Genomic DNA, 23579 nt, shown 5'->3' on the forward strand with positions numbered 1-23579 from the left:
CGTTTATTTGCGTACATTCTATTTTCTGTCTTTGACGCGGACACGCTGTACCGTCGGCTGTCCATTATGGTCGCGATGAATCGTATCTATCCGGATGTACTGGAGTTCTGGTGAAAATTCTCTGACCAGTTTACTCAGTTCCGGATCCGTGCTTCCCACACCGCTTTCAACGATGCGGTATACGATGGCTGCAAATTCGTAGCGGGTCATCATGCGGTCCCCTTTGAATTCGCCATCGGGATACCCTTCAAGAATCCCTTTTTTAGCCAGTGTCGTCACATACTGGTACGCCCAGTGGTTTTCTGCCACATCAGGGAAGAGGGCACTCTTTTCCGGACCTTCCGCCATGCCGTGCATGCTTTCCAGTTTGGCAATGAGGGCATCCTGTTCGGCCATATGGCGGCGCATGGCTTCCATTTCTTTTGCCATGGCCACGCGGGACGTGGAAACGTGATTCCCCTGGCCCAGTTTGATGCTGACGCCGGCATTGAACATGTTTTCCCCGCCGCCAAAGGATCCGCCGATGCTGAACATGGTGTCTTCATTGGGTCGATAGTATGCTCCGACAGCCGCCGCATTGGCTCCCCGGTAATGGCCGTAACCTGCGGCAAAGTCCCACTTGTCATCGGGATCGAAGTCCAGCGGATGGAGGGCTGCCAAAGCCGCCGAGCCGGCACCGACGCGGTCTACGCGGGTTCCCAGCTTATTCACAGTCCCGCCCAGATAGGAAATAGCCTGATCGGCCGCATAGAGCTGGCTGCCGTTGACGGCATCGGTCGAGTCCTTGCTGATTTTGCCCGGTGCAACGCCTTCTATCTTATTACCGCCCATATTGACATCGCCTTGCTGGATGGTGATATCCTGATGAGTGCTGTCGCCGGTCTTGACGGTCAGCCCGCTGTTGTTGATGGTGGTGTTGCCCGTGGTGACGCTGTTGGATTCAATGCTGTTCAAGCCTTTCAAGTTCTTAGCCAGTTTGACAGTCATCTTGCCATTTTCCTTCACCGTGCCGTCGTCATTGTAGACGGTATCGGTAGCCACAATGCCGATGTTCCCATCGCTGAGATCATCTTTCGTAGCTTTCTTGTCGCCATCTTTCTTGCCGGCATTGATGTCACCAACAATATCCAGCTGATGGTTCAGTTTGACTTTGGCTGTATTGCCGAAATCATCGCCGTACTTCATACCGTCATCCATAGTGGCGACTTCATGAGTAATGGTCTTCGTCGTACCATCAGTTTCCTTGACTGTAGTCTGATACTGGATGCGGGCTGCCTGGTCTTTTGTACCATCTTTATCTTCGCCCTTGACTTCGTTCTGATTGCGGTCCAGGGTACCCTTGCCCAGGACGGTGGAAATGTCAATATTGGTACCATCCTTGCCATCTGCACCTTTCGGTCCAGTCAGGCCGATATGGCCAACACCGTCCTTGCCAGCAATCGAGACCGCATCTCTGCCGTCCTTGCCAGCGATGCCGACTTTGCCGTCGACACCGTCAGTTCCGGCTGCACCATTCGGACCGGTGATGGAAACGCCGGACTTGCCGTCCTTGCCATCCTTACCGGTGACGAAGAGGCCATCCCTGCCGTCTTTTCCATCCTTGCCATCATGGCCGATGACGACCGTCGTGCCGCCCTTTGTCTCGACCGTGACGTTGCCGTCCTTACCAGCCTTGCCAGCGTCGCCCTTCTGGCCGACCTTGAGCTGGTCGTTGAGCTTCAGGTCATAGACCTTCTGCCCATCCTCGCCAGTCGTCTGCTTCAGCTGGAGATTGCCATCCGTGTAGGCGCCGTCCGCTTTCGCAGGCGTGCCTCCATTGACGGTGACTTCCGTATGATGCTTGTCGACCTTATCGATCTTCGTGTTCACATCAGCAATCTGCTTGTTGACATTCGACTCGACCTGATGGAGCTGATCCTCTGTAGCAGCACGGCCGCTGACATAGGAACCATCCTTGTTCCAGGTCTTGTTGCCCAAGTTGGTGACATACTTGCCAGCCTGGTCAGTCTGGTTCGTAGCCTTGCCATCCTTATCGTAGATGGTCAGGCTGCTGTCACCTCCTGCGATATTGCCGATCTTGACGCCATTGTCACCGCCAGCGATAATCTGGCCTTTCGAGCCGTCGACAGTGACCTTGTTGTCGCCTGTGCCGGCCGTAACCGTGCCATTAGTACCGCTGATGGCAACCGTCTTATCGCCCTTAGCGGAATCACCAAACGCGACGTCCTTGGCTAAATCGACGGTGTAGTTTTTGCCACCAGTCGAATTCGTACCTTCTTTGACCGTGATATTCTTCGAACCAGCTTCTACCGTCGTATGCTGACCAGCCAGAGTCTTGACGGCATTCAGCTGGCTGCCATTGACAGCATCCTTGGACGTAGCACTGATTTCACCGTCGGCTACATTCGTGATTTTCTTACTGCCGCCATCGATACCCGTATTGGTGATGCTCGGACCATTATCAATCTTGAGGCCCGTGCCGTCCACTACAGTCTTCGACGTCGTAGTCACATCACCATTCTTAGTAGATGTCGTATAGGTAGCGCTGTTGAGACCTGTCAGGTCCTTGTTCAGCTTGATCAGCAGTTCACCGTCTTCGCCTTTCTTATTGGCTACAATAGCGATATTGCCATCAACAAAGTCGTCTTCCTTCGCGCCGTCCTTGACTTTCCCCTTGATGGTAACCGTCTTGTTCAGCTTAACCGAAGCGCCATCACCGAAATCACCGGCATACTTCTGGCCGTCATCCATCGTGGCAACTTCATGGGTAACACCATTGTGGTCTTCATAGACCACACGGTCCATACCATCCTTGCCACCATGACCATCTGTGCCATCGACACCAACCTGGCCATTCTTGACGTGGATATCGGCCGTGGCATTCTTGCCATCTGCGCCTTTCGGGCCGGTGAGGCCGATATGGCCTTCGCTACCGTCCTTGCCATTCACAGCGCTGATGGTGACGCCATCCTTGCCGTCCTGGCCTTTGACGGAAATACCGTCTTTGCCATCCTCGCCATCGTGGCCGATGACGACAGTGGTGCCTCCCTTGGTTTCGACAGTGACTTTGCCATCCTTGCCGTCTTTACCGGCCACACCCGGCTCGCCCTTCTGGCCGATGGCCAGCTGGTCGTTGAGCTTGATGTTGTAGGTCATCTGCCCATTGTCATTCTTAGCGGCAATGAGCAGGTTGCCCTTGTCGGCACCAGCATAGTCGCCAAATGCACCCGTGCCAGCTTTAGCCGCTGTCTCATTATTACTATCCTTGTCATTAACCGTAACGACTGTATGCTTACCAGCCGTAGCCGCAGCACTATTGACAGCATCGCTGACTTTCTTGAGCTGGTCTTCGGTGGCTGCACGGCCGCTGACATAGGTCGGGCTGGAGACATTCCAGTCCTTGTTGTCAAGGCCCGTGACGTAGTCGCCAGCCTTGCCTTCCTTGGACGTAGTCGGCTTGCCATCCTTGTCGACACCTATTACATCGAGGGTCTTATCGTCAAAATGCTTGATGACAATCGGATCCTGTCCGTTCGCAGCACCACCATTCTTGTTTCCGCCGACGGTCAAGGCTCCCGCCTGATGCAGGTTAATCTTGTCGCTCAAAGCGACCTGGATTGTTCCATTAACGGTATCAGAAGAAATCTTGATGTTGCCATCATCGTTGGTCTTGTGCGTGGTTGCATCATACGTGCTATCGCCGCGGATCTGCAAGGTATCGTTGAGCTTTTTGGTGACCGGCGTAGCCGTACCATCATCGCCGACGAATTTCAGGCCATCGTCCATGGTAGCCACTTCGTGGGTAATGGTCTTAGTGGTGCCATCCTCTGCAGTGACCGTGGACTCATACTGGATGCGAGCTGCCTTGTCGGCAGGATCCACTTTGTCCTGCGCCTTGCTCTGCTCATTCTTTGTCGGATCCAGAGTGGCCGTGCCCAAGGCAGTGGAAATGTCGATGTCGGCATTCTTTCCATCTGCCCCCTTCGGGCCGATGAGGCCGATATGGCCGACGCCGTCTTTGCCGGAGATGGAGACTGCATCCTTGCCGTCAGTTCCGGCAATGCCGACTTTGCCATCAGTTCCGGCAGCGCCGTCCGGGCCGGTGATGGAAACGCCGTCTGCGCCATCCTTACCGGTGACGAAGAGGCCGTCTTTGCCATCTTTGCCCGGCTCGCCATCATGGCCGATGACAACGGTGGTGCCGCCCTTGGTTTCGACAGTGACTTTACCGTCCTTGCCGTCTTTACCAGCCACACCCGGCTCGCCTTTCTGGCCGATGGCCAACTGGTCGTTGAGCTTGATGTTGTAGGTCATCTGCCCATTGTCATCCTTAGCGGCAATGAGCAGGTTGCCCTTGTCGGCACTAGCATAGTTGCCAAATGCACCCGTGCCAGCTTCAGCCTTTGTCTCATTGCTATCCTTGTCATTAACCGTAACGACTGTATGCTTACCAGCCGTAGCCGCAGCACTATTGACAGCATCGCTGACTTTCTTGAGCTGGTCTTCGGTGGCTGCACGGCCGCTGACATAGGCCGGACTGGAGACATTCCAGTCCTTGTTGTCAAGGCCCGTGACGTAGTCGCCAGCCTTGCCTTCCTTGGACGTAGTCGGCTTGCCATCCTTGTCGACACCTATTACATCGAGGGTCTTATCGTCAAAATGCTTGATAACAATCGGGTCCTTAGAATCGGTAGAACCATCCTGCGTATCACCGCCGACGGTCAAGGATCCCGTCTGCTTCAAGTTGATATCTTTATTCAAGGCAACCTTGATTGTTCCATCCTCGACAGACGTCTTGATGTTGCCATCATCAGCTACCGTCTTCTTATCCTTGTCATAGGTACCATCGCCGCGAATCTGTAGGGTTTCATTGAGTTTTTTTGCGACTGTCGTAGACGCATTATCACCGGCAAACTTCAGGCCGTCATCAAGGGTTGCGACGACGTGCTTGCCGCCCTGGCCATTTTCCCCATCCTGTCCATTCTGATAGACAATACGGGTAATATCCTTACCATCGACACCAGGAGCCCCCTGCTTGCCGACTTCACCGTCTTTACCATTCTGACCTTTTTCAGTCTTAATGATAGTTGTCGTGATACCTTGCTTGCCATCCTTACCATCCTTACCGGCGATGCCGATAGAACCTTCCTGCCCATCATAGCCAGCCTTACCATCTTTACCGACGGTAACACTATTGCCAGTGATGTCCTGATCCATGAGGACCTTGACCGTCGTGTTTCCATCAGCATCCTGTTCCACTGTCGTGGTCAGGTTGTCGTCAGTATAAGTGTGGTCAGCTTTAGCCTCTGAACCTTTGATATTGATGGTACTGTTCAGTTTATTGCTGACAGGATTAGCCGTTTCCCCTTGAGCTGCGGCATTGGCACCGATTTTCAGGCCGTCATCCATGGTAGCCACTTCATGAGGACCCTTGGCATCATTGTAGATGATGCGGCTGGCCTGTTCTTTGTTGTCAACCGTTACATTTTTGTTCGAGTCGAGGGTCTTCGTGCCATAGTCTGTCAAAATATCAATAGATGTGCCATCTCTGCCTGGCGTACCGTCACCCTTCGGGCCGGTCAGGCCAATATGGCCGACGCCGTCCTTACCGGTGATGGAGACAGCATCTTTGCCGTCCTTGCCAGCGATGCCGACTTTGCCATCGACACCGTCTTTGCCAGCAACACCATCCGGGCCGGTGATAGAAACGCCGGACTTGCCGTCCTTGCCATCCTGACCATCCGTGCCATTCTTGCCGATGGCCAGCTGGTCGTTGAGCTTGATGTTGTAGGTCAGCTTGCCATCCTCATCCTTAGCGGCAATGAGCAGATTGTCTTTGTCGGTGCCAGCATAATCGCCAAAAGCGCCCTTGCCAGCTTTGGCCTTTGTATCATGGTCATTTTTGTTATCGTTGACCGTAACGACCGTATGCTGGCCAGCCGTCTTGTTGACCGCATCGCTGACCTTCTTGAGCTGGTCTTCTGTAGCCGCGCGACCGCTGACATAGTTCGGATTGCTTACATCCCAAGCCTTATTATCAAGGCCCGTGACATAGTCACCAGCCTTGCCTTCTTTGGCCGTAATCGGCTTGCCATCTTCACCGACACCTGTAATCATATCAAGCGTCTTGTCGTCGAAGTGCTTGATGACAATCGGATCATCCACCGTTTTAGAACCATCCTGCGTGTTGCCGCCGACGGTCAAGGAACCATCCTGCTTCAGGTTGATATCTTTATTCAGAGCGACCTTAATCGTTCCGGTATCTGTATCAGCAGAAACCTGAATGTTGCCATCTTCTTTTGTCTTTTGCGTAGTCTTGTCATAACTACCGTCGCCGCGAATCTGCAGGGTTTCGTTGAGCTTCTTTTCAACTGTCTTAGAAATGTCATCACCGGCAAACTTCAGGCCATCACTCAGGGTAGCCACGGTCTGAGGAGTGCTGCCGTCCTTATCGGTATAGACGATACGGGTGATGTCCTTGCCGTCCACACCGGGTTTGCCATTCTTGCCATCGGACCCAGGCTGGCCTTTTTCCGTCTTGATGATGGTGGTGCTGTATCCCTGCTTGCCATCAGTGCCCGGAATACCATCTTTGCCGGTCAGGCCAATGGTGCCTTCCTGGCCGTCTTTGCCATCAGAGGTATCCTTGCCCAAAACAAGTTTATCCTTCGTGGCAATCGAAATCTTGCCATTGGTCTGGGTCAAGGAAATATTCTTGCCGGCATCGATTGTCATGGTATCGCCCGGATGAATCAAGGTCTCTGCATTGCCGGTCACGTCACCTTCGGACGCTGATGCGGTCAGCTTGAAGCCGGAGTTGTTGATGGCATCTGCCACGCTATTGCCTGTTACATAGGCATTAGGGTTATCAACCTGCTTCGTTTCTCCATTTTCTGTAACAGAAATTTTCGGGTTGCTAACAGTAACCTTACCGGTTTCCACAGGGTTGTCTCCTGTAGTCTTATCCTGCGACAAGGTGGCCGTAGCAATCTTCAAGTCGTAATTCTTGTGGTAGTCTGTTTTATCGGTAGTCGTATCGATGGTTACAGAGTGGTCATTCGACGTGACGGTCGGCTGAGCGGCTTTGAGCTGGGCGACATTGACGGCGTCGGTATCATCGGAACCGGCTGCTACGTTGGTGATCTGGCGGGTAAGCAGCTTCGTTTTCTCAACAAGGTTTCCATTGTCGTTGTATTCTTTATAGGTAGCCTGACCGCCAACAGACACAGCTCCTGTTGTCGATACCCAGGTACTTGTCTTGTCCGTGGAGAGCTCATCTGGTTTCAGATAAGCTTTCTTTTCATCACCATAGGTTATGGTCGTCTTGCCCGTATTAACATCGGTAGAGGCGGTACTTTCTTTATTACCTGCGCCTCTTGTTGCAATGGATCCGGCACCGATGGCCACACTGCCTTCCGCCTGAGCTATCGTGGAGTCACCGACGGCAGTCGTGAACTGTGAATCTGCTGCTGTTGCACCGGTACCGATAGCAATACTGCGGGACGCTTCTGCTGATGTGCCATAGCCGATAGCGACGCTGCCGCCACCATTGAGCGGATTCTTAGCGTCATTGGTTTCTTTCCCGGCAACTGAACTCAGACCTAAAGCTACAGAATAGCGGCCTTCCGCTCTCGTACCGCTACCGATGGCAACAGCGGAATCGCTAACGGTATGAGTATCGAAGCCAATGGCTACCGATGAATCTTTGGCCGCATCTGTATGCGAACCCATAGCGACAGAATGCTGTCCTTGTGCTACAACATCAGTACCAATAGCAATCGCACTTTCTCCAGAGGCCTTCGTACTGGTCAGCGTTTTATCATCTTTATCGTTAACTTTTTCACTGACGCCAAAGCCGATAGCCAGAGAACGTTCACCAGAAGCTTCCGCATTCTGGCCGATAGCCAGAGAAACGGCTTTGTCCGCATTATTGGCTTTCGTTCCTTCACCAATGGCAATCGAATTATCATTAGCCGCTAAGCCGCCCAGTGCTGCCAAGGAATTTTTGCCTTCTGCCTTGGAACCAATACCAAAGGCCGTAGAGGCTTCGCCGGAAGCACTGCTACTTTCGCCCCAGGCCGTAGCATTCGAGTTGCTAATTAAATCGTATCCATTGCTTCCAGGTTTTGCTTTGATAAGTGTCTTGTCTTCAGTAGCTCCTTTGACAATACCACCCACCGTTACGGACCCATCGTTACCAATCGTAGCCGTGCGAATATTTCCGCGATAATCACGGATATACGTTTTGCCACCCTGGCCTTTTAAGACAACGTAGGAATGTTTTTCACCATCAGGTACAGTATATGTAACGCTATAGGTCTTTCCTTGGCTATCTGTATAAGCCGTATTGCCATGCTGATCCATTTTGGTTCCGTTCTTCAGCTGGAATGCACCATGTTCATCAAGTACGGCGCCTGCGACAGTATCGGTACCGAAAGCTACGGAATACGTGCCAGCTGCAACGGTACTGTTGCCCAAAGCGGTGGAATATTGTGCCAGCGCACGCGTCCGGCTACCAAAAGCCGTGGGAACCTGTCGAAAGCGCTTTCGTGCCGGCGCCAAAAGCTACGGAATCATTGAAATCGGCTACAGTATCTTCGCCAAATGCCAGAGAGCGGCCACCAAGTGCCTTGGTGCCACGACCGAAGGCTACGGCATCTTGTCCGCCTATCTGGATATTGCCTTTATCATCTGTTGTAATAACACCGGCCTGGGTATTCTGCCCAAAGGCCAGGGTCCCTTCGGCAATAGCCTGAGTTCCTTCCCCAAAGGCTACCGAAGCGACGCCGCTGGCAGTATTCCCTTTTTGGTCTTTATTATATCCGCCGCCAAAGGCCAGTGAATTTTGGCCCGACGCCGTATTGTACTGCCCAATAGCGGTAGCCCCAATTCCATCGGCCTTGGCATTGGTACCGAGAGCAATGGAGTCCGGTTTGAGTGCTTGGGCGCCGTTACCGACAGCTACCGAACGGACACCCGTTGCCGAGGCGCTGACGCCCGCAGCCAAAGCATTATCGCCGGTAGCACCCTTATTTTCGTAGTTGGTATCCGTATCTGGTTTGACCGATTTTACACTGTAATCATGAATACTACTACCTGTACTACTGCTGCCTCCATTTCCAATCAGGTCGACAACTTTCTTTAACTGGGCCACATTGACCGCATCCGTGTCTTCTTTCCCGGCGGCTACATTGGTGATTTGGCGGGTCTGCTGAGCATAGTGGACACTTTTCGAACCATCCCAGACATAATGGTCAGAAGAACCTACGGAAATAGGACCAAGAGTCGAATTCCAGACTGGATCTTTCGTGGAACTGTTGGCATCCCCGTGAGCAGTTCCTTTTGCTGATGGGTCATAGCCACCTTGATGATTAGCACCCTGATTCTGTTCCACATAAGACTGGCTGCCCAGAGCCACGGCATCCTGGACATTCGAAAAAACCGAAGCGTTGGCCCCCATAGCTATACTACGCCGTGCACCATCATTAACGACAGCATTATAGCCGATAGCAACAGCACTACCACCACTATTGCTTGTCTTAGAGCTGGCTGTACTAGCCTTGGCCCCGATGGCAATATCGTAGCCGGCCATAGCCTGCGCATTCGTACCGATGGCGATAATACTGCCATTTTGACTCGTTGCTACATCGCTATTATTCCCCGTATAGGCATCATAGCCGATAGCAAGGCTCTGGCCGTCTTCTGCATTAGCGCCTTTACCGATGGCAATGGCTCCATTTATCCCTTGAGAATTATTATTGCCAATCCTGGCCTCATGACCAAAGGCGATAGAATCCTTTGTCATGGCCTTCGAACCCGTACCAATAGCAATGGAATCAGTGGCACCATTGTTATTGTTAGACTGTGCATTGACCGAGTTGCCGATAGCGATGCTGCCGTCATGAAGGGCATTGCTGTATTTGCCAATAACTAGGGCATTCTTTTCAGATTTATTTCCGAGGCCTACGGCTATGCTGTAATCTCCGCTCTTAGTTTCTAAATTGATTGGGCTGGGGTTTCCTTGATTATTGTCCATGGAAATCTTATTGCTGAAACCTACGGCCATGCCGGAAATTTTATCAATACTATTCTTGTCGCCAGCAGCAAAACTATCATTGCCTGTAATCGTATTGTCCTTGCCCATAATCAAATTGCCCTGGGAATCGTAAGTAGCATAGGCACCTGAACCTAGTGCTAATGGACCTGAATTATCTGTAACATCTTTAGTTGATTCATTTGTTTCAATGTTGACAGCGTGTCCAGCAGACGGATTCCCACTATTCGTGGCTGTCGCTGCCTGAGCCCAGTCCGGAGCAACAAGGAGCGATGTCGTCAGGACAAAAGCTGCCAGAACGGCGGCTTTGCGGGCGCACTCACTTCGGCTGCGCGTACCATGAGCCGAATCATGGCTTTTCGCCAGTTCTGATACGACGATATAACAATTCCGTACTTTACTCCAAATGACCTTGTAAATTTTGTTCATAAAGCTTCCCACCTTATTTATAAATTTGTGATATAAAATTCTTTATCGTTTACGCTTACAATATATTTGTCATATTATTGTAAAAAAATCATTATTATTTTAGACCTCAATCTGAGGTTAGGGTCAAATATCATTTTGTTTGTTTTATTGATAAACTAAATATAATATAAATATAAAATAATAATGATATAATAATCATAATCCATGAATAAGTAGTATTTCAGCAGGACAAATATTCAATATACACTTGTGTTTTTTCTAATAGTCGTATAAATAATAAAAATATACGAACAATACTACTATACTATTTTGTTTTAATAATAACTAATAGATATTTAACTCTATCCTCTATGTTTACGTTTTACGTTTAACGTTGTTATAAAATGATATGTTCTTATAAAAATATTATACATAGATAAATAATTATAATATACAATGCACATACGCTGTTACGAAATCTACTATCTCTACATCATCATCGTTATAAAAAGTCAAAATTTTCTCTACTTTCGTTGCATTTACCACCTGTCAAAGGAGATAAAGTATGATATAATGAATCCAGTCCGGAGTTCTTTCAAAACGTTCGGAATAGAATTTTTAAGGAGGAATTCACATGCCAGTTATTACCAAAGACACAGGTATCATCGAAGCTGTCCAGAAATATCCGCAGATCGTGCAGATATTCCAGGCTTATGGTCTCGGATGCATCGGCTGCATGGCCGCTCACTTCGAAACAATCGGCGAAGGTGCCGGCGCACACGGCATTGATGTAGACGCTCTGATTGCAGATCTGAACGAATGCATCGCTGACAGCAATAAATAAGTAAAAAAACGCGGCATAGGATACGTCCCATGCCGCGTTTTTTCATGTAGACATACCATGCGCCGGAGCTTCCCCTCTCCGGCGCATGGTATGTTATATGGATGTAAATTGAAAGTATCGATGGAAATAAAAGAATCAAAGCCAGTATGCTACTGCATCTAAAATCAAAAAACGGACCATCTTTACAGACAGTCCGTTTTATTGCTTATTCAAAATAAATAACTGCAGCAGCCAGTCCGATAATAACAACCGTTGTCAGCAGTGGCACAGCTTTTTTCAGTGCGTTCATGATTACACTTCCTCTCCTTTGGTTCTCAGGATGTTTTCTGTTTGATACGTTGAAAACGGGGGGCGGAATCTAAAGAAGCTGTCTCCTGTTCTGACAATAGAAACATAGCATTTCTGGGAATCAATTCTACAGTACTAGGATACTGATTGATAAATAAGATAACTAAATATATGATTTCTTTCTTTTCATAAATTCATTATAAACCTTAGAAAAAAATTGTCAATCAGTAATGTAAAGTATGAGTAAACTATATAAAAACAAGACGAGTTATGCTATGCAAGCATGCAATAATCAATTCAGCCCAGTATGCCTGACTTTCATCTTCTCCATTACAGCATCATAGATAAAACATTTGTTCTGCTTTTATGATATACTTAATTCGTGCTAGATTTCGCGCGCAATCGTTAACAAAAAATACTTCTGAGGAGGTGAATACCCTGGGCAGAGAAATGGAAAATGGAGCACGGAAGAATGCCCGGACGGAAGATTTCATAGTTAACAGGCGCTGTCCCATGAAGACAGCGCCTGTTCGTGTACTGTAATTATTTTTTCAACGCACAAATATCCATATACGTCTCTACGACCTGACTCATCGCCGTTTCAGCAGCTTTAGTCATTTTTTCGAAGCGTGTATTGGGATCCATATGACTGGCGAGGAAATCCCGGGCGGCCTGGATACCTGTCGTCGATACTTCCGTATTCACATTGATTTTGCGGATGCCCCGTCGGATAGCTTCCTGCAACAACGGTACAGGAATTCCCGAACTGCCATGGAGAACCAGAGGCACCGCAACAGCCTTCCGGATATCATCGAGGCGGTCCAAATCCAGACTGGGCGTCCCTTTATAAATGCCATGGGCATTCCCGATGGCTATGGCCAGGGCATCGACACCACTTTCTTCCGCATACTGGCGGGCTGCAGTGACCGTCGTATATCCTGTACCAGGGACGACACTGCCTGTGCCATCTTCTTCATTCATATAGCCTAATTCACCTTCGACACTGACATGGAGATCATGAGCCAGGCGAACAATGGCCTTCGTATCTTCAATATTCTCAGCCAGCGGTTTTGCTGACGCGTCGAACATGACAGACGTAAATCCTGCCCGTAAGGCACGCAGGATATTCCGCTGACTCCGGCAATGGTCCAGATGAAGTACTACCGGCAGCCGGGCATCGCGGACATACGACTGTATCAGAGCTGCTGCCGACTCAATCGGCATATGACTATCATAGGATTCGCCAAATGCAATGATGATGGGAGACTCTTTTTTCTGTGCCGCCTGCCAGACAGCCTGGACGGATTCTACATTATAGACATTAAAGGAAGGGACAGCCACATTTTTTTCTGCGGCATAACGCAACATGTCCTGAAGATTGATAAGCATAACAGGCTCCTATCTCAGGCGTTCATCATGGCCACGACATCACGCAGGGTGGTCACAGCCCCGACATTGCCCGGAAATACGACATAGCTCATGCCAGGGAATTTGCTTTCCTGTCCTGCTTTCCATGCCGGGATACCAGGAGCTACCTGACCGAGAACCAGGGCTTTCTTGATGGACAGGCCTTTGGTTGCCACATCACTGGACGTAATGCCGCCTTTGGCAATGATGAATTTCGGCTGGACGGACAGGCGGGTCACGATGCTGACCAGAGCGTCAGAAATCTTGACCGATACGCGTAGAGATTCTTCTTTCGTGTCCATTTTCAGCAATTTTCGCCCGGTCATGACGGCTGTCGTAATACCTTTTTTCAGGTTATCTTCCGTCTTATCGATGACGCGCTGGATTTCTGCTTCCAGCTTTTCATCGCTTTCCAGAACCATGAGATGATTGAATTCGATGAAATCAATATTATCCAGCTCTTTCAATTTTTCCAATTGCTGGGTCGTCTTTTTGACGTGGGAGCCGATGACGATGAGACCGCCATTCGTATTGCCGGCTACGACCAGTTCTTCTTTCGTCAGAAGCGGTTTATCCGACACGCCGCCCAGTACCTTTGTCAGAGCCGCCGCAGAACGGAACATGAAATGGCGTCCCGCTTTCATCGCTTTAAGCAATGCCAGGGCAAATACTTTGACATCGATATAGTCGGTGCAGTTGACGATGACTTTGTTGAAATCATGGACTGCTTCGAGCTGGGCCGCCACTTTATCTATGTTGCCGGCCCGCAGGTCTTCCAGAGCAATGCAGGTAACGCTGTCTGCCTTATACGCACCGCCCGTTTTTTCTTCGATGTATTCCGGCATGGTCGCCGCCGTATAGCCAAAGGTGCTGTCCTGGGCAAATTCCGTTTCGTTAGCCGGGACCAGATATTCCCCTTCCTGTACGTAATGAACGTTGCCAATAGTGAAGCGGCCACCTTCTTTAAAGAAGGGCATCAGGACTTCCCCATCAATAACCGGGGCGCCATTGGCTTCCAGTGTATCCTTGAGGACCTGCGTTTCCAGTGGATAATGGCCGCGCAGCGTAGAATCACTGCGGCTGATGACGATAAAATCCTTACCGGTCTTCTTGGCAATAGCCGATACCCGCTGTGCTATCGTCTGATGTACTTCTGTCGTGTGCTGGCGGGAGAAAGCCCGGGAGTTAGTCAGTACATAAAATTCCGAATTGGCTTCGTCAAACCCCTGGGTCAGGGCATCTTCCGTCCATTCCGTATATACGGAAATATCGTGCACTGTCTGTGTTCCCGTAGGATCATCATCGAGAACGACGATTTTTTTATGGAATTCCTGTAATTCTTTCAGCAGTTCTTTCGTGATTTCTTCTTCATTTACCTGTACGGCCGGAAGGGTACGGAATACTTCTTCTTTTAATACTTTTGCCATGATTGTCTCCTCTTCTGCACGCCTTATTTTTCTTCTGTTTTAACGGTAACACCGGAAATCTGTTCATAGAACTGAACGTAACCGGCATGATCGTCCATGATGTGGCCAGATTGTTTAAGGCTGAGCTGGATCTGCTGTACGATTCCGGACAGGAAGAGCGGTACCTGCAGATCGCGGGCTGTATTCATGACGTTGGTAATATCTTTCAGGTTGACTTTAATTGTACCGCCGGCTTTAAAATCGCGGTTGAACATCTTCGGCGCTTTTGTTTCCAGAACGGTACTGCCAGCCAGGCCGCAACGGACAGCTTCGAACACTTTTTTCGGGTCAGCGCCGGCTTTCTGGGCCAGTACCAGGGCTTCTGCGACGGCGCAGATATTGACATTGACCATAATCTGATTAGCCAGTTTCGTGACAGAACCGCTGCCGGTCGGACCGACGACAATCCAGCTGGAGCCCATGGCTTCGAAGGCATCTTTGATTTTTTCAGCAGCTTTTTCATCTCCGCCAATCATAAATGCCAGTGTCCCGTTGATAGCGCCTTCTTCGCCGCCACTTACGGGAGCATCGAGGAAGGGGCAGTCCTTGGCAGCTGCCAGGTCACGGCACTGTTTCGATTCGATGGGAGAAACGGAGCTGCAATCGACGACGACCGTACCTGCATCGACACCGGCCAGAATGCCGTCTTCTTTCGTAAGGACGTCCTGTACGATAGCTGCCGTCGGCAGAATGGTAAATACGGCATCTTTGCCTTTTGCCAGTTCTTTGACCGATGCGGCCGATTTGCCGCCGGCTGCGACGACTTCATCGACCAGTTCCTGTTTCAAGTCGGATACGGTGACATCAATACCGGCCTTCAACATATTCATGACCATCGGTTTCCCCATGATTCCCAGACCTACAAACCCTACTTTTAACATAATAATGACCTCCTTGACCAGCAAATATAATAACTAAAATTTTAATTGTCTGCTACTGTTTCAGCGGCATGCAGAATTTCCCTGGTAACCTGCATATGCTCTTCGAACGCTCTGACTGCACCTGGTTCATCTCCGGCATGCAGATAGGTCAGAATACGTTCATGTTCCCTGATGGCCTTCGCCATACGGTCGGCATCATGGAGCGAATGGACCGTTGCCTGTTCCTGCTTCGTATGGATCATGTCAGAAACCTGCATCAGGTACGGATTTTCTGTAAAGGCGACCAGCAGCCGGTGAAACGCTACGTCCGATTCGGAAAATTCATACTGGTGATGTGAATCCGCCGCTTCCTTCGTCTGTTCGATGCACCGTTCCAGCTGATGCAATGCTTCCTGCCCTTTTTCAGAGCGGTAATCACGCACGAGTTTTCGTATGCCGAATTCTTCAATAGCCAGGCGGGCCTCGATGATTTCTTCAATATCTGCTGAGGAAATAGCTTTGACGCCAAAGCCGCGATTGCTGTAGATTTCGACCAGATTTTCATGCTTCAGGAGTTGTATCGCTTCCCGTACGGGTGTCCGCGATACTTGCAATTCGTCGGCAATCATCTGTTCAGAATAAATTGTGTCCGGGACAAGAGTTCCCCGGACGATCGATGACTTCAGATATTCATAGACCTGTTCCTTTATGGAAATCTTAGTTATCACCATATGAATCACCTCCTCATCGTCTTTACTTGTATGTAGCATACTACTCTCTTGCATCTGTGTCAATACTCGTATCCATATATGTTATATAAAATTGTTATTCTCATTGCATAATTCTAAACTTTCAAACATGGGTATGCTAAATTGTCTCCACATAAGTACCAGCTCCGGATGGCCGTACCGTTGCAAAAAGGACTTGTCGTCAGCGACAAGTCCTTTTGTTTCCGGCATTTCCGGAGAAATATTATTCTTTTAATACAGCGGCGCAGCGGGCACATAATGTCGGGTGATCCGGATCCGAACCGACACTGGCATCATGTTTCCAGCAGCGTTCGCATTTTTCGTGAGACGACGGTTCTACGACAACCTTCGTATCTGCATGGTGTTCACCAGCCATAGCATCAGCCGGAGCATCACCTTTTACGAGGTTGACTTCACTGACGATGAGCAGCGTTGCCAGGCGTTTCTGCCACTGGCTGAGGAAGTCGTAGTCTTCGCCATCGGCATAAATCGTAACGGCTGCATCGAGAGGATGGCCGATCTTATGGTCTTTACGAGCGACTTCCAGAGCACGCATGAAGTCGCTGCGATAGGACAGAAGTGTGTTCCACCGTTTTTCCATATCTGCATCGAGATATTCCGGATGTTTTTCCGGCCAGTCCGTGAGAAGTACGCTTTCTTCTTTGCCTTCTACAGCGGGCATATTCTGCCATACTTCTTCCGTCGTAAAGGACAGGACCGGTGCCAGGATTTTAACCAGCGTATCGAGGATATGATACATAGCAGTCTGGGCACTGCGGCGGATCTTAGCATCGGCTTTTTCCGTGTAGAGACGGTCTTTGATGATATCCAGATAGATAGCACTCAGATCGACCGTGCAGAAATTATGGATGGCGTGATACATGACGTGGAACTGATAATTTTCATAGGCATCGGTTACCGTTTCCAGTACCTGTTCCATGCGCAGGAGTGCCCACTTATCCAGTTCGGACATGTTTTCATAAGCAACAGCATCCGTTGCCGGATTGTAATCAGCCAGATTGCCCAGGAGATAGCGGAAAGTATTGCGGATTTTACGATACACATCGGAAAGCTGCTTCAGGATTTTCGGCGAGAGGCGGATATCACCCTGATAGTCAGCTGATGCAACCCAGAGGCGCATGACATCGGCACCGTATTTTTCGATGACTTCCTGCGGAGCAACCGTATTGCCCACAGATTTACTCATCTTACGGCCTTCGCCATCGACGGTAAAGCCATGAGTCAGGACCTGACGATAAGGAGCGATGCCATTGATGGCAACGGAAGTCAGCAGGGAGCTGTTGAACCAGCCGCGATGCTGGTCAGACCCTTCAAGGTACATATCGACGGGATAACCGGAATCGGGGTCATTTTTCATGACTCCCTGATGAGTGCAGCCCGAATCGAACCAGACATCCATCGTGTCTTCTTCCTTGCGGAATTCTGTACCGCCACAGTGCGGGCACTTATAGCCTTCGGGAAGAAGTTCTTTGACATCATGCATCCACCATGTGTTGGAGCCTTCTTCAGCAAACATTTTCTGCAGGTGAGTGATGGTTTCATCGTTGATGATGTGTTCGCCACAGTCCTTGCAATAGAAGATAGGGATAGGCACGCCCCAGACACGCTGACGGGAAATGCACCAGTCACCGCGGTCACGGATCATATTGTAGATGCGGTCGTGGCCCCAGGACGGAATCCAGCGGACTTTATCGATAGCATCGAGAGCTTCCTGACGGAATCCATCAACAGAAGCAAACCACTGTTCTGTTGCACGATAAATGATCGGTTGTTTGCAGCGCCAGCAGTGCGGATACTGGTGACGGAACGTGCTCTTGGCAAAGAGGGCATTGATTTCCGCCAGTTTTTTGATGACCGGCACATTGGAATCAAATACGAACTGGCCTTCAAAACCGGGAACCTTATCGGTGTAACGACCGGTCCCATCAACCGTGCCCAGCGGCTTCAGGCCCCAGGCTGCATATTTCATGCAGACATTGAAGTCGTCTTCGCCGTGGTCCGGAGCCGTATGGACGAGGCCGGTGCCGGCTTCCAGCGTGACATGATCACCCAGGATAATCGGCACTTTGCGATCTGCATAGAGAGGATGCTGGAATACGAGACCTTCCAGTTGTTTTCCTTTCATGACATCCGGCAGCACTTCGTAGTCTTCTACTTTCCCGGCCTTCATGGTCGGTTCTACCAGATCTTTGGCCATAAGCAGATATTCATCGCCAATCCGGACCCAGACGTAGTCGAATTCTTCGTTGGCGCTGATGGCAACGTTACAGGGAATAGTCCAGGGCGTTGTCGTCCAGATAAGGGCAAATACCTTTTCCGGATCGGCACCTTTCGGCATATGGCAATTGAGATCTACCGACTTAAATTTTACATAAATGGAGAAGGATTTATCGTCTTTATATTCAATTTCCGCTTCAGCCAGTGCCGTTTCACAATGAGGGCACCAGTATACGGTCTTCAGGCCTTTGTAGATATAGCCTTTCTTGGCCATTTCTCCAAACACACCGATCTGGGCGACTTCGACCGGCTTCTGCAATGTCAGGTACGGATGTTCCCAGTCACCGAGGACGCCAAAACGGATGAAATCTTTACGCTGCATATCGACGTTCTGAAGAGCGTATTCACGGCATTTGGCACGCAGGTCGAGCGGCGCGATTTCATGACGATTGAGTCCTGTATCCTTGATGACGGCGTGTTCGATAGGCAGGCCGTGTGTATCCCAGCCGGGAATATATTTCGTATAATGACCAGTCTGGGTCTTGTATTTCAGGATGAAATCTTTCAGGCATTTATTTAACGCATGGCCGATGTGGAGTTTGCCATTGGCATAGGGAGGGCCATCGTGCAGGATAAACTTCTTGCAGCCCTGTCTCTTCTTCAAACGTTTTTCATAGATTTTGTTTTCCTGCCAGAATTTGATCATATCTGGTTCGCGTTTCGGCAGATTGCCGCGCATAGGGAAATCGGTTTCTGGTAAATGAAGCGTTTTACCGTAATCCATTATATATCCTCCTTCAAAAGTAAAAAAATAACGTCTCCATCCCAAAGGGACGAAGACGTAATCACCGTGGTACCACCCTATTGACTGCTGTGCAGCCACTCTCATAGCACGATAACGGCGCTACCCGTCAGCCGGAACGCGGCTGCGGCTCCCAAGTGATCCGCCTGCAGACTCTCTTTCCCGGGCTCACACTATCCCCGGTTCGCTGCCAAGAAGTATCTGCAGACCGTCTTGTTCATCGCTTTTCCATATATCCGACATTTTAATAGGTTGTACCCCGTTTGTCAAGAGGTGAATGTATCATTCCTCTTTACTTCAGTACGAGCGATCCCGGTTCGAGAAGTGCCTGGAGTTCCTGATGCAGCGTTTCGTCAGGGGTAATCCAGTATTGTTCGTTGGTCAGTATGGTCTTGCGGCTTCCCATGAGATGGAAATAGACCTTGACCGGTCCCGGATATTTTTTCAGGACGGCGGCAATGGTCGAGCTCAGGTCGGTCCGTTCCAGATGGGCCGGGATTTTAATGAACAATTTCGTCCCTCCCCCCGGCTGCCACATAGCACCGGCATGAACGGCTGCACGGGGACTGGCCACGGGGGCACCTTCCTTCGCTTCTCCTAGTGGCGCAATACTTTCGGCAATGACCTGAGTACTTTCATCGTTAATATCCGCCCGCCCGGTGATGCGCACAGCCAGATCGGCCGCCGTCAGACTGCCATAACGCCCGTACGTCTTGGGAAATACGACGACGCTGACCGTATGGGTATAATCTTCCAGGGTCAGGATGGCCATCGTGTCTTTCCGCTTGGTCAGGACCTGCCGCCGGGCCGTAATCAGACCGCCAATTTCCATGACCCGTCCGTCGTACTGCTCCTTATGTTCCCCGTACAGGGCCGATAAGGGCGTCAGTTTATCCATGACATCGTGAAAGGCATCGAGGGGATGACCGGAAAAGTAAAAGCCATCATACTCTTTTTCCATAGCCAGCCGCATTTCGATGGGATATTCCGGTACATCCGGATAAGTCAGTGACGATACCTGTTTTTCTTCTTCCATATCAAACAGACCCATCTGCCCTGAATCGCGTTCTTTCTGATAGAGCGAACCAAGGGCCATGGCCTGGTCGAGGACGGCCATGAGCTGGGACCGGCGCTTGCCAAACGAATCCATTGCCCCGCATTTGATGAGACTTTCCATGGCCCGTTTATTGACCACGTGGAAATCAACACGGCTGCAAAAATCTTCTAGTGACTGATAAGGACCGTCCTGCTCCCGCTTATTCACGATTTCCGTGATGGCGTTCTGGCCTACGCTCTTGACGCCGGAAAGGCCAAAACGGATGCTGTCTCCCTGTACGGAAAACATATAGACGCTGGCATTGACGTCAGGAGACAAAACAGGCACGCCATGACGTTTGCATTCCTGGATATAATAACTGATTTTGCTGATATCATTGATGACACTGGTCATGGTGGCCGCCATGAATTCCGGGCGGTAATGAACTTTCAAATAGGCTGTCTGCCAGGCAATATAGGCATAGGCAGCCGAATGGGATTTGTTGAAGCCATAGCCGGCAAAATAGACCATGAGGTCGAATACTTTATTGGCAATATCATCAGGGATATGATTTTTCTGTGTGCCCGTCAGGAAATTCTTGCGCTGTGCCACCAGAATTTTTTCTTTTTTCTTGCCCATGGCACGGCGCAAGAGGTCGGCCTGTCCCAGGGTGAATCCGCCCATAGCGGAAGCAATCTGCATGACCTGTTCCTGATACAGGATGACACCGTACGTATCTTTCAGGATGGGTTCCAGCAGTGGATGGAGATAGGTCACCTTCGTTTCACCGTGACTTCGTTTGATAAAATCCGTTACCATGCCGCTTCCCAGAGGTCCTGGCCGGTACAGGGCCACGGTGGGGATCATGTCTTCAAAATGCGTCGGCGCCAGTTCCTTTACCAGGTTGGTTATGCCTTCTGATTCCATCTGGAATACGCCGGCCGTATCTCCTTCGGTGAGCAGTTTCCCTGTTTCCGGGTCGTCGAGGGGAATGGCATTGATATCGAGATCGATACCGCGGTTAGCCTTGATGAGCTTGATCGTATCGCCGATAACGGTCAGCGTACGCAGGCCGAGAAAGTCCATTTTCAGTAGTCCCAGTTCTTCGACGAGGTCTTTATCATACTGGGTTGTCAGATAGTGTTCTTTTGAGAACTGGACCGGTACATAGTCATCGACAGGAGCAGCGGAAATGACGACCCCGGCTGCGTGGGTAGACGAATGACGGGGCAGTCCTTCGAGGATCTTCCCATACGTTACGAGCTGATGCACCTGTTCGTCCGTTTCGTATTCACTGCGGAATTCCTTGCTTTCATCGAGTGCTTTATCGAGGGTAATGCCCAGTTCGGCCGGCACCATTTTGACGATGCGGTTTACCTCACTGAGAGGCATATCCATGACCCGACCTACATCGCGCAGGACGGCACGGGCTGCCAGTGTACCAAAGGTGATGATCTGGGCAACATGGTCCTGACCGTATTTCTGCGTAACGTAATCGATGACCTTGCTGCGGTTTTCATAGCAGAAATCCATATCGATATCGGGCATGGTGACCCGTTCCGGATTAAGGAATCGTTCAAAAAGGAGATGATATTTGAGCGGATCCAGCCCGGTAATTCCCAGAAGATAGGCTACGACAGAACCGGCAGCTGAACCACGGCCGGGACCGACGGGAATGTTATGATCCCTGGCGAACTTGACATAGTCCCAGACGATTAGAAAATACGAGGGAAACCCCATGGTTTCAATAACGCCCAGTTCGTAATCGAGCCGTTTCCGCACTTCATCTGTCACGGGATGGTAGCGACCGGGCAATGCCTCTTCACAAAGTTTGCGCAAATAGGAGGTATCGGTTTCGCCTTCCGGTACGGGAAATTTGGGCAGGTGCCGTTCATCGAAAGAAATCGTCACATTACATTTATCGGCAATTTCCAGGGTCGTATCGAGTGCTTCCGGCATATCGGCAAACAAAGCCGCCATTTCGTCGCCGTCTTTCATGTAAAATTCATCGTTGGAAAAACGGAAATGGCTGGGATCATCCAGCGTAGATCCGGTAGAAATGCAGAGTTTGACTTCCTGTGCCGGAGCATCGGTTTTGTAAATATAATGATAGTCGTTCGTCGCCACCAGTTTCAAACCGTACTCCCGGGCCCAGTCTTTGAAAACATGGCGCACCAGCTTTTCTTCCGGCAGTCCGTGATTCTGCACTTCCAGATAGAAGTCCTCTTTCCCGAATATGGACACCAGTTCTTCCAGCGCACGCCGCGCCCCCGCTTCGTTGCGATTGATGAGATCCTGCTGGATCTGGCCTTCAATACATGCGCTGAGAGCGATGAGTCCCCTATGATAGGTTTTCAGCAAGTCATAGTCCACGCGGGGACGGTGATAATTATTTTCCCCGTCGATAAACCCTTTAGATACAATTTTTATTAAATTATGATAGCCTTCATTATTTTTAGCCAGCAGAATCAGGTGGCAAAGCCGTTCCTTTGCAGGATGGTCCATGCGGCTGCCCCGTGTCATGTAGACTTCACACCCCAGGATAGGTTTGATTCCCTGGGTCAGCGCTTCTTTATACAGGTGGATGACGCCGTACATATTGCCATGGTCGGTAATTGCCACGGCCGGCATATCCAGTTCTTTAGCCCGGGAAACCATGTCAGGGATGCGGCACATGCCATCAAATAGGCTGTACTGTGTATGTACATGGAGATGTACAAAAGGTCTCATATCATAAAATCTCCTTTTATCAGAAAAAACGCCCGGCCGGGCGTTTTACTCTTTGACGAATGTTTTTAAAATCCGTGGCAGGTATTTTCCACACAGCCAGATATCTTCATGATGATGCCGTGTCTGAGACCATTCATAAATCAGGGTGCGGATAATCATAAACAGATACTCCGTCGCTTCTTCTGCCGAAATCGTATCGTCGAATGTGCCAATGCTCTGGGCCACTTTAATGAAATTGAGCATATTATTGTAAAAATCGATGGATAAATAGCTGTGTTCCGTATCGTAGATATATTCAAAGGTCCGGTATACATTATAAGCGAAAGCTTCACCGGCATTGGCCCACAAATCCCCATACATGTCGATTTCCTTGAACAGATGCTGATAGGGTTTCCTGGCCTTCTGCACCACATCCTGCGACAGATTCGGCATGGGTGTCCGGGCAATGGAAATACATATCTGCAGCAGCAGGTCTTCTTTATTTTTAAAATGATAATATAAAGACCCGATGGGGAGCTTGGCCGCCGTACTGATTTCTTTCATGGAGGTCTTTTCATAACCGTTGTGAGAAAACAGGTTCTGGGCTACGTTCATAATATACTGGCGATTCGCTTCCGTCTGCAATTGTCGTTTTGTAATGTGTTTAACTGTCATAGATATCCTTTCCCGCTCTCCTGATATTTATTATATTCTAGAA

The 23579-nt window shown here is 49.8% G+C and carries 10 protein-coding genes; 1 reads left to right on the plus strand and 9 read right to left on the minus strand.

All coding sequences use genetic code 11. The features are described from left to right. Nucleotides 1–18: 18 nt before the first annotated feature. Together ACGTIC_RS10775 and ACGTIC_RS10780 are read right to left on the minus strand one after the other, a co-directional pair. A complete protein-coding gene (locus tag ACGTIC_RS10775) occupies nucleotides 19–8562 on the minus strand; it encodes an S-layer homology domain-containing protein (protein WP_257536487.1) in 8544 nt (2847 codons plus the stop codon). Continuing rightward, nucleotides 8513–10483, minus strand: a complete 1971-nt coding sequence (locus tag ACGTIC_RS10780) for an ESPR-type extended signal peptide-containing protein (protein WP_113855660.1) — start codon at nucleotides 10481–10483, stop codon at nucleotides 8513–8515. Before ACGTIC_RS10780 ends, ACGTIC_RS10775 begins: the two co-directional genes overlap by 50 nt. Nucleotides 10484–11096: 613 nt before the next feature. Here ACGTIC_RS10780 and ACGTIC_RS10785 point away from each other — a divergent pair. Beyond that, entirely contained in the window at nucleotides 11097–11306 is a 210-nt protein-coding gene (locus ACGTIC_RS10785; protein WP_059075327.1) for a DUF1858 domain-containing protein, read from the plus strand. Between the two features lie 831 nt (nucleotides 11307–12137). Here the strand turns inward: ACGTIC_RS10785 and ACGTIC_RS10790 are convergent. The 7 genes from ACGTIC_RS10790 to ACGTIC_RS10820 form a co-directional block, all read right to left on the minus strand. Continuing rightward, nucleotides 12138–12983 (minus strand): class II fructose-bisphosphate aldolase, encoded by an 846-nt coding sequence (locus ACGTIC_RS10790; RefSeq protein WP_113855659.1) that lies wholly within the window; start codon nucleotides 12981–12983, stop codon nucleotides 12138–12140. Between the two features lie 14 nt (nucleotides 12984–12997). Further along, nucleotides 12998–14428, minus strand: coding sequence for a four-carbon acid sugar kinase family protein (locus tag ACGTIC_RS10795; RefSeq protein ID WP_113855658.1), 1431 nt, complete (start codon nucleotides 14426–14428; stop codon nucleotides 12998–13000). A 23-nt stretch (nucleotides 14429–14451) separates the two neighbouring features. Next, nucleotides 14452–15348 (minus strand): NAD(P)-binding domain-containing protein, encoded by an 897-nt coding sequence (locus tag ACGTIC_RS10800; protein WP_075581271.1) that lies wholly within the window; start codon nucleotides 15346–15348, stop codon nucleotides 14452–14454. Between the two features lie 41 nt (nucleotides 15349–15389). Further along, complete coding sequence (locus ACGTIC_RS10805) at nucleotides 15390–16058, minus strand: GntR family transcriptional regulator (RefSeq protein WP_159897780.1); 669 nt, start codon at nucleotides 16056–16058, stop codon at nucleotides 15390–15392. 241 nt (nucleotides 16059–16299) lie between these two features. Further along, entirely contained in the window at nucleotides 16300–19098 is a 2799-nt protein-coding gene (gene ileS, locus ACGTIC_RS10810; RefSeq protein ID WP_113855656.1) for an isoleucine--tRNA ligase, read from the minus strand. A 310-nt stretch (nucleotides 19099–19408) separates the two neighbouring features. Then, nucleotides 19409–22882, minus strand: coding sequence for a DNA polymerase III subunit alpha (locus ACGTIC_RS10815; RefSeq protein ID WP_075581273.1), 3474 nt, complete (start codon nucleotides 22880–22882; stop codon nucleotides 19409–19411). A 45-nt stretch (nucleotides 22883–22927) separates the two neighbouring features. After that, a complete protein-coding gene (locus ACGTIC_RS10820) occupies nucleotides 22928–23536 on the minus strand; it encodes a TetR/AcrR family transcriptional regulator (RefSeq protein ID WP_059075334.1) in 609 nt (202 codons plus the stop codon). Nucleotides 23537–23579: the final 43 nt, after the last annotated feature.

It is taken from the genome of Megasphaera hexanoica (genome assembly GCF_043520715.1).
In the GTDB taxonomy this organism is placed as follows: Bacteria; Bacillota; Negativicutes; order Veillonellales; family Megasphaeraceae; genus Megasphaera; species Megasphaera hexanoica.

Coding starts and splice junctions, on each gene's coding strand:
- ACGTIC_RS10815 (WP_075581273.1), bottom strand. CDS start 22,882: ATGAGACCTTTTGTACATCTCCATGTACATACACAGTACAGCCTATTT.
- ACGTIC_RS10780 (WP_113855660.1), bottom strand. CDS start 10,483: ATGAACAAAATTTACAAGGTCATTTGGAGTAAAGTACGGAATTGTTAT.
- ileS (WP_113855656.1), bottom strand. CDS start 19,098: ATGGATTACGGTAAAACGCTTCATTTACCAGAAACCGATTTCCCTATG.
- ACGTIC_RS10805 (WP_159897780.1), bottom strand. CDS start 16,058: ATGGTGATAACTAAGATTTCCATAAAGGAACAGGTCTATGAATATCTG.
- ACGTIC_RS10790 (WP_113855659.1), bottom strand. CDS start 12,983: ATGCTTATCAATCTTCAGGACATGTTGCGTTATGCCGCAGAAAAAAAT.
- ACGTIC_RS10820 (WP_059075334.1), bottom strand. CDS start 23,536: ATGACAGTTAAACACATTACAAAACGACAATTGCAGACGGAAGCGAAT.
- ACGTIC_RS10795 (WP_113855658.1), bottom strand. CDS start 14,428: ATGGCAAAAGTATTAAAAGAAGAAGTATTCCGTACCCTTCCGGCCGTA.
- ACGTIC_RS10800 (WP_075581271.1), bottom strand. CDS start 15,348: ATGTTAAAAGTAGGGTTTGTAGGTCTGGGAATCATGGGGAAACCGATG.
- ACGTIC_RS10785 (WP_059075327.1), top strand. CDS start 11,097: ATGCCAGTTATTACCAAAGACACAGGTATCATCGAAGCTGTCCAGAAA.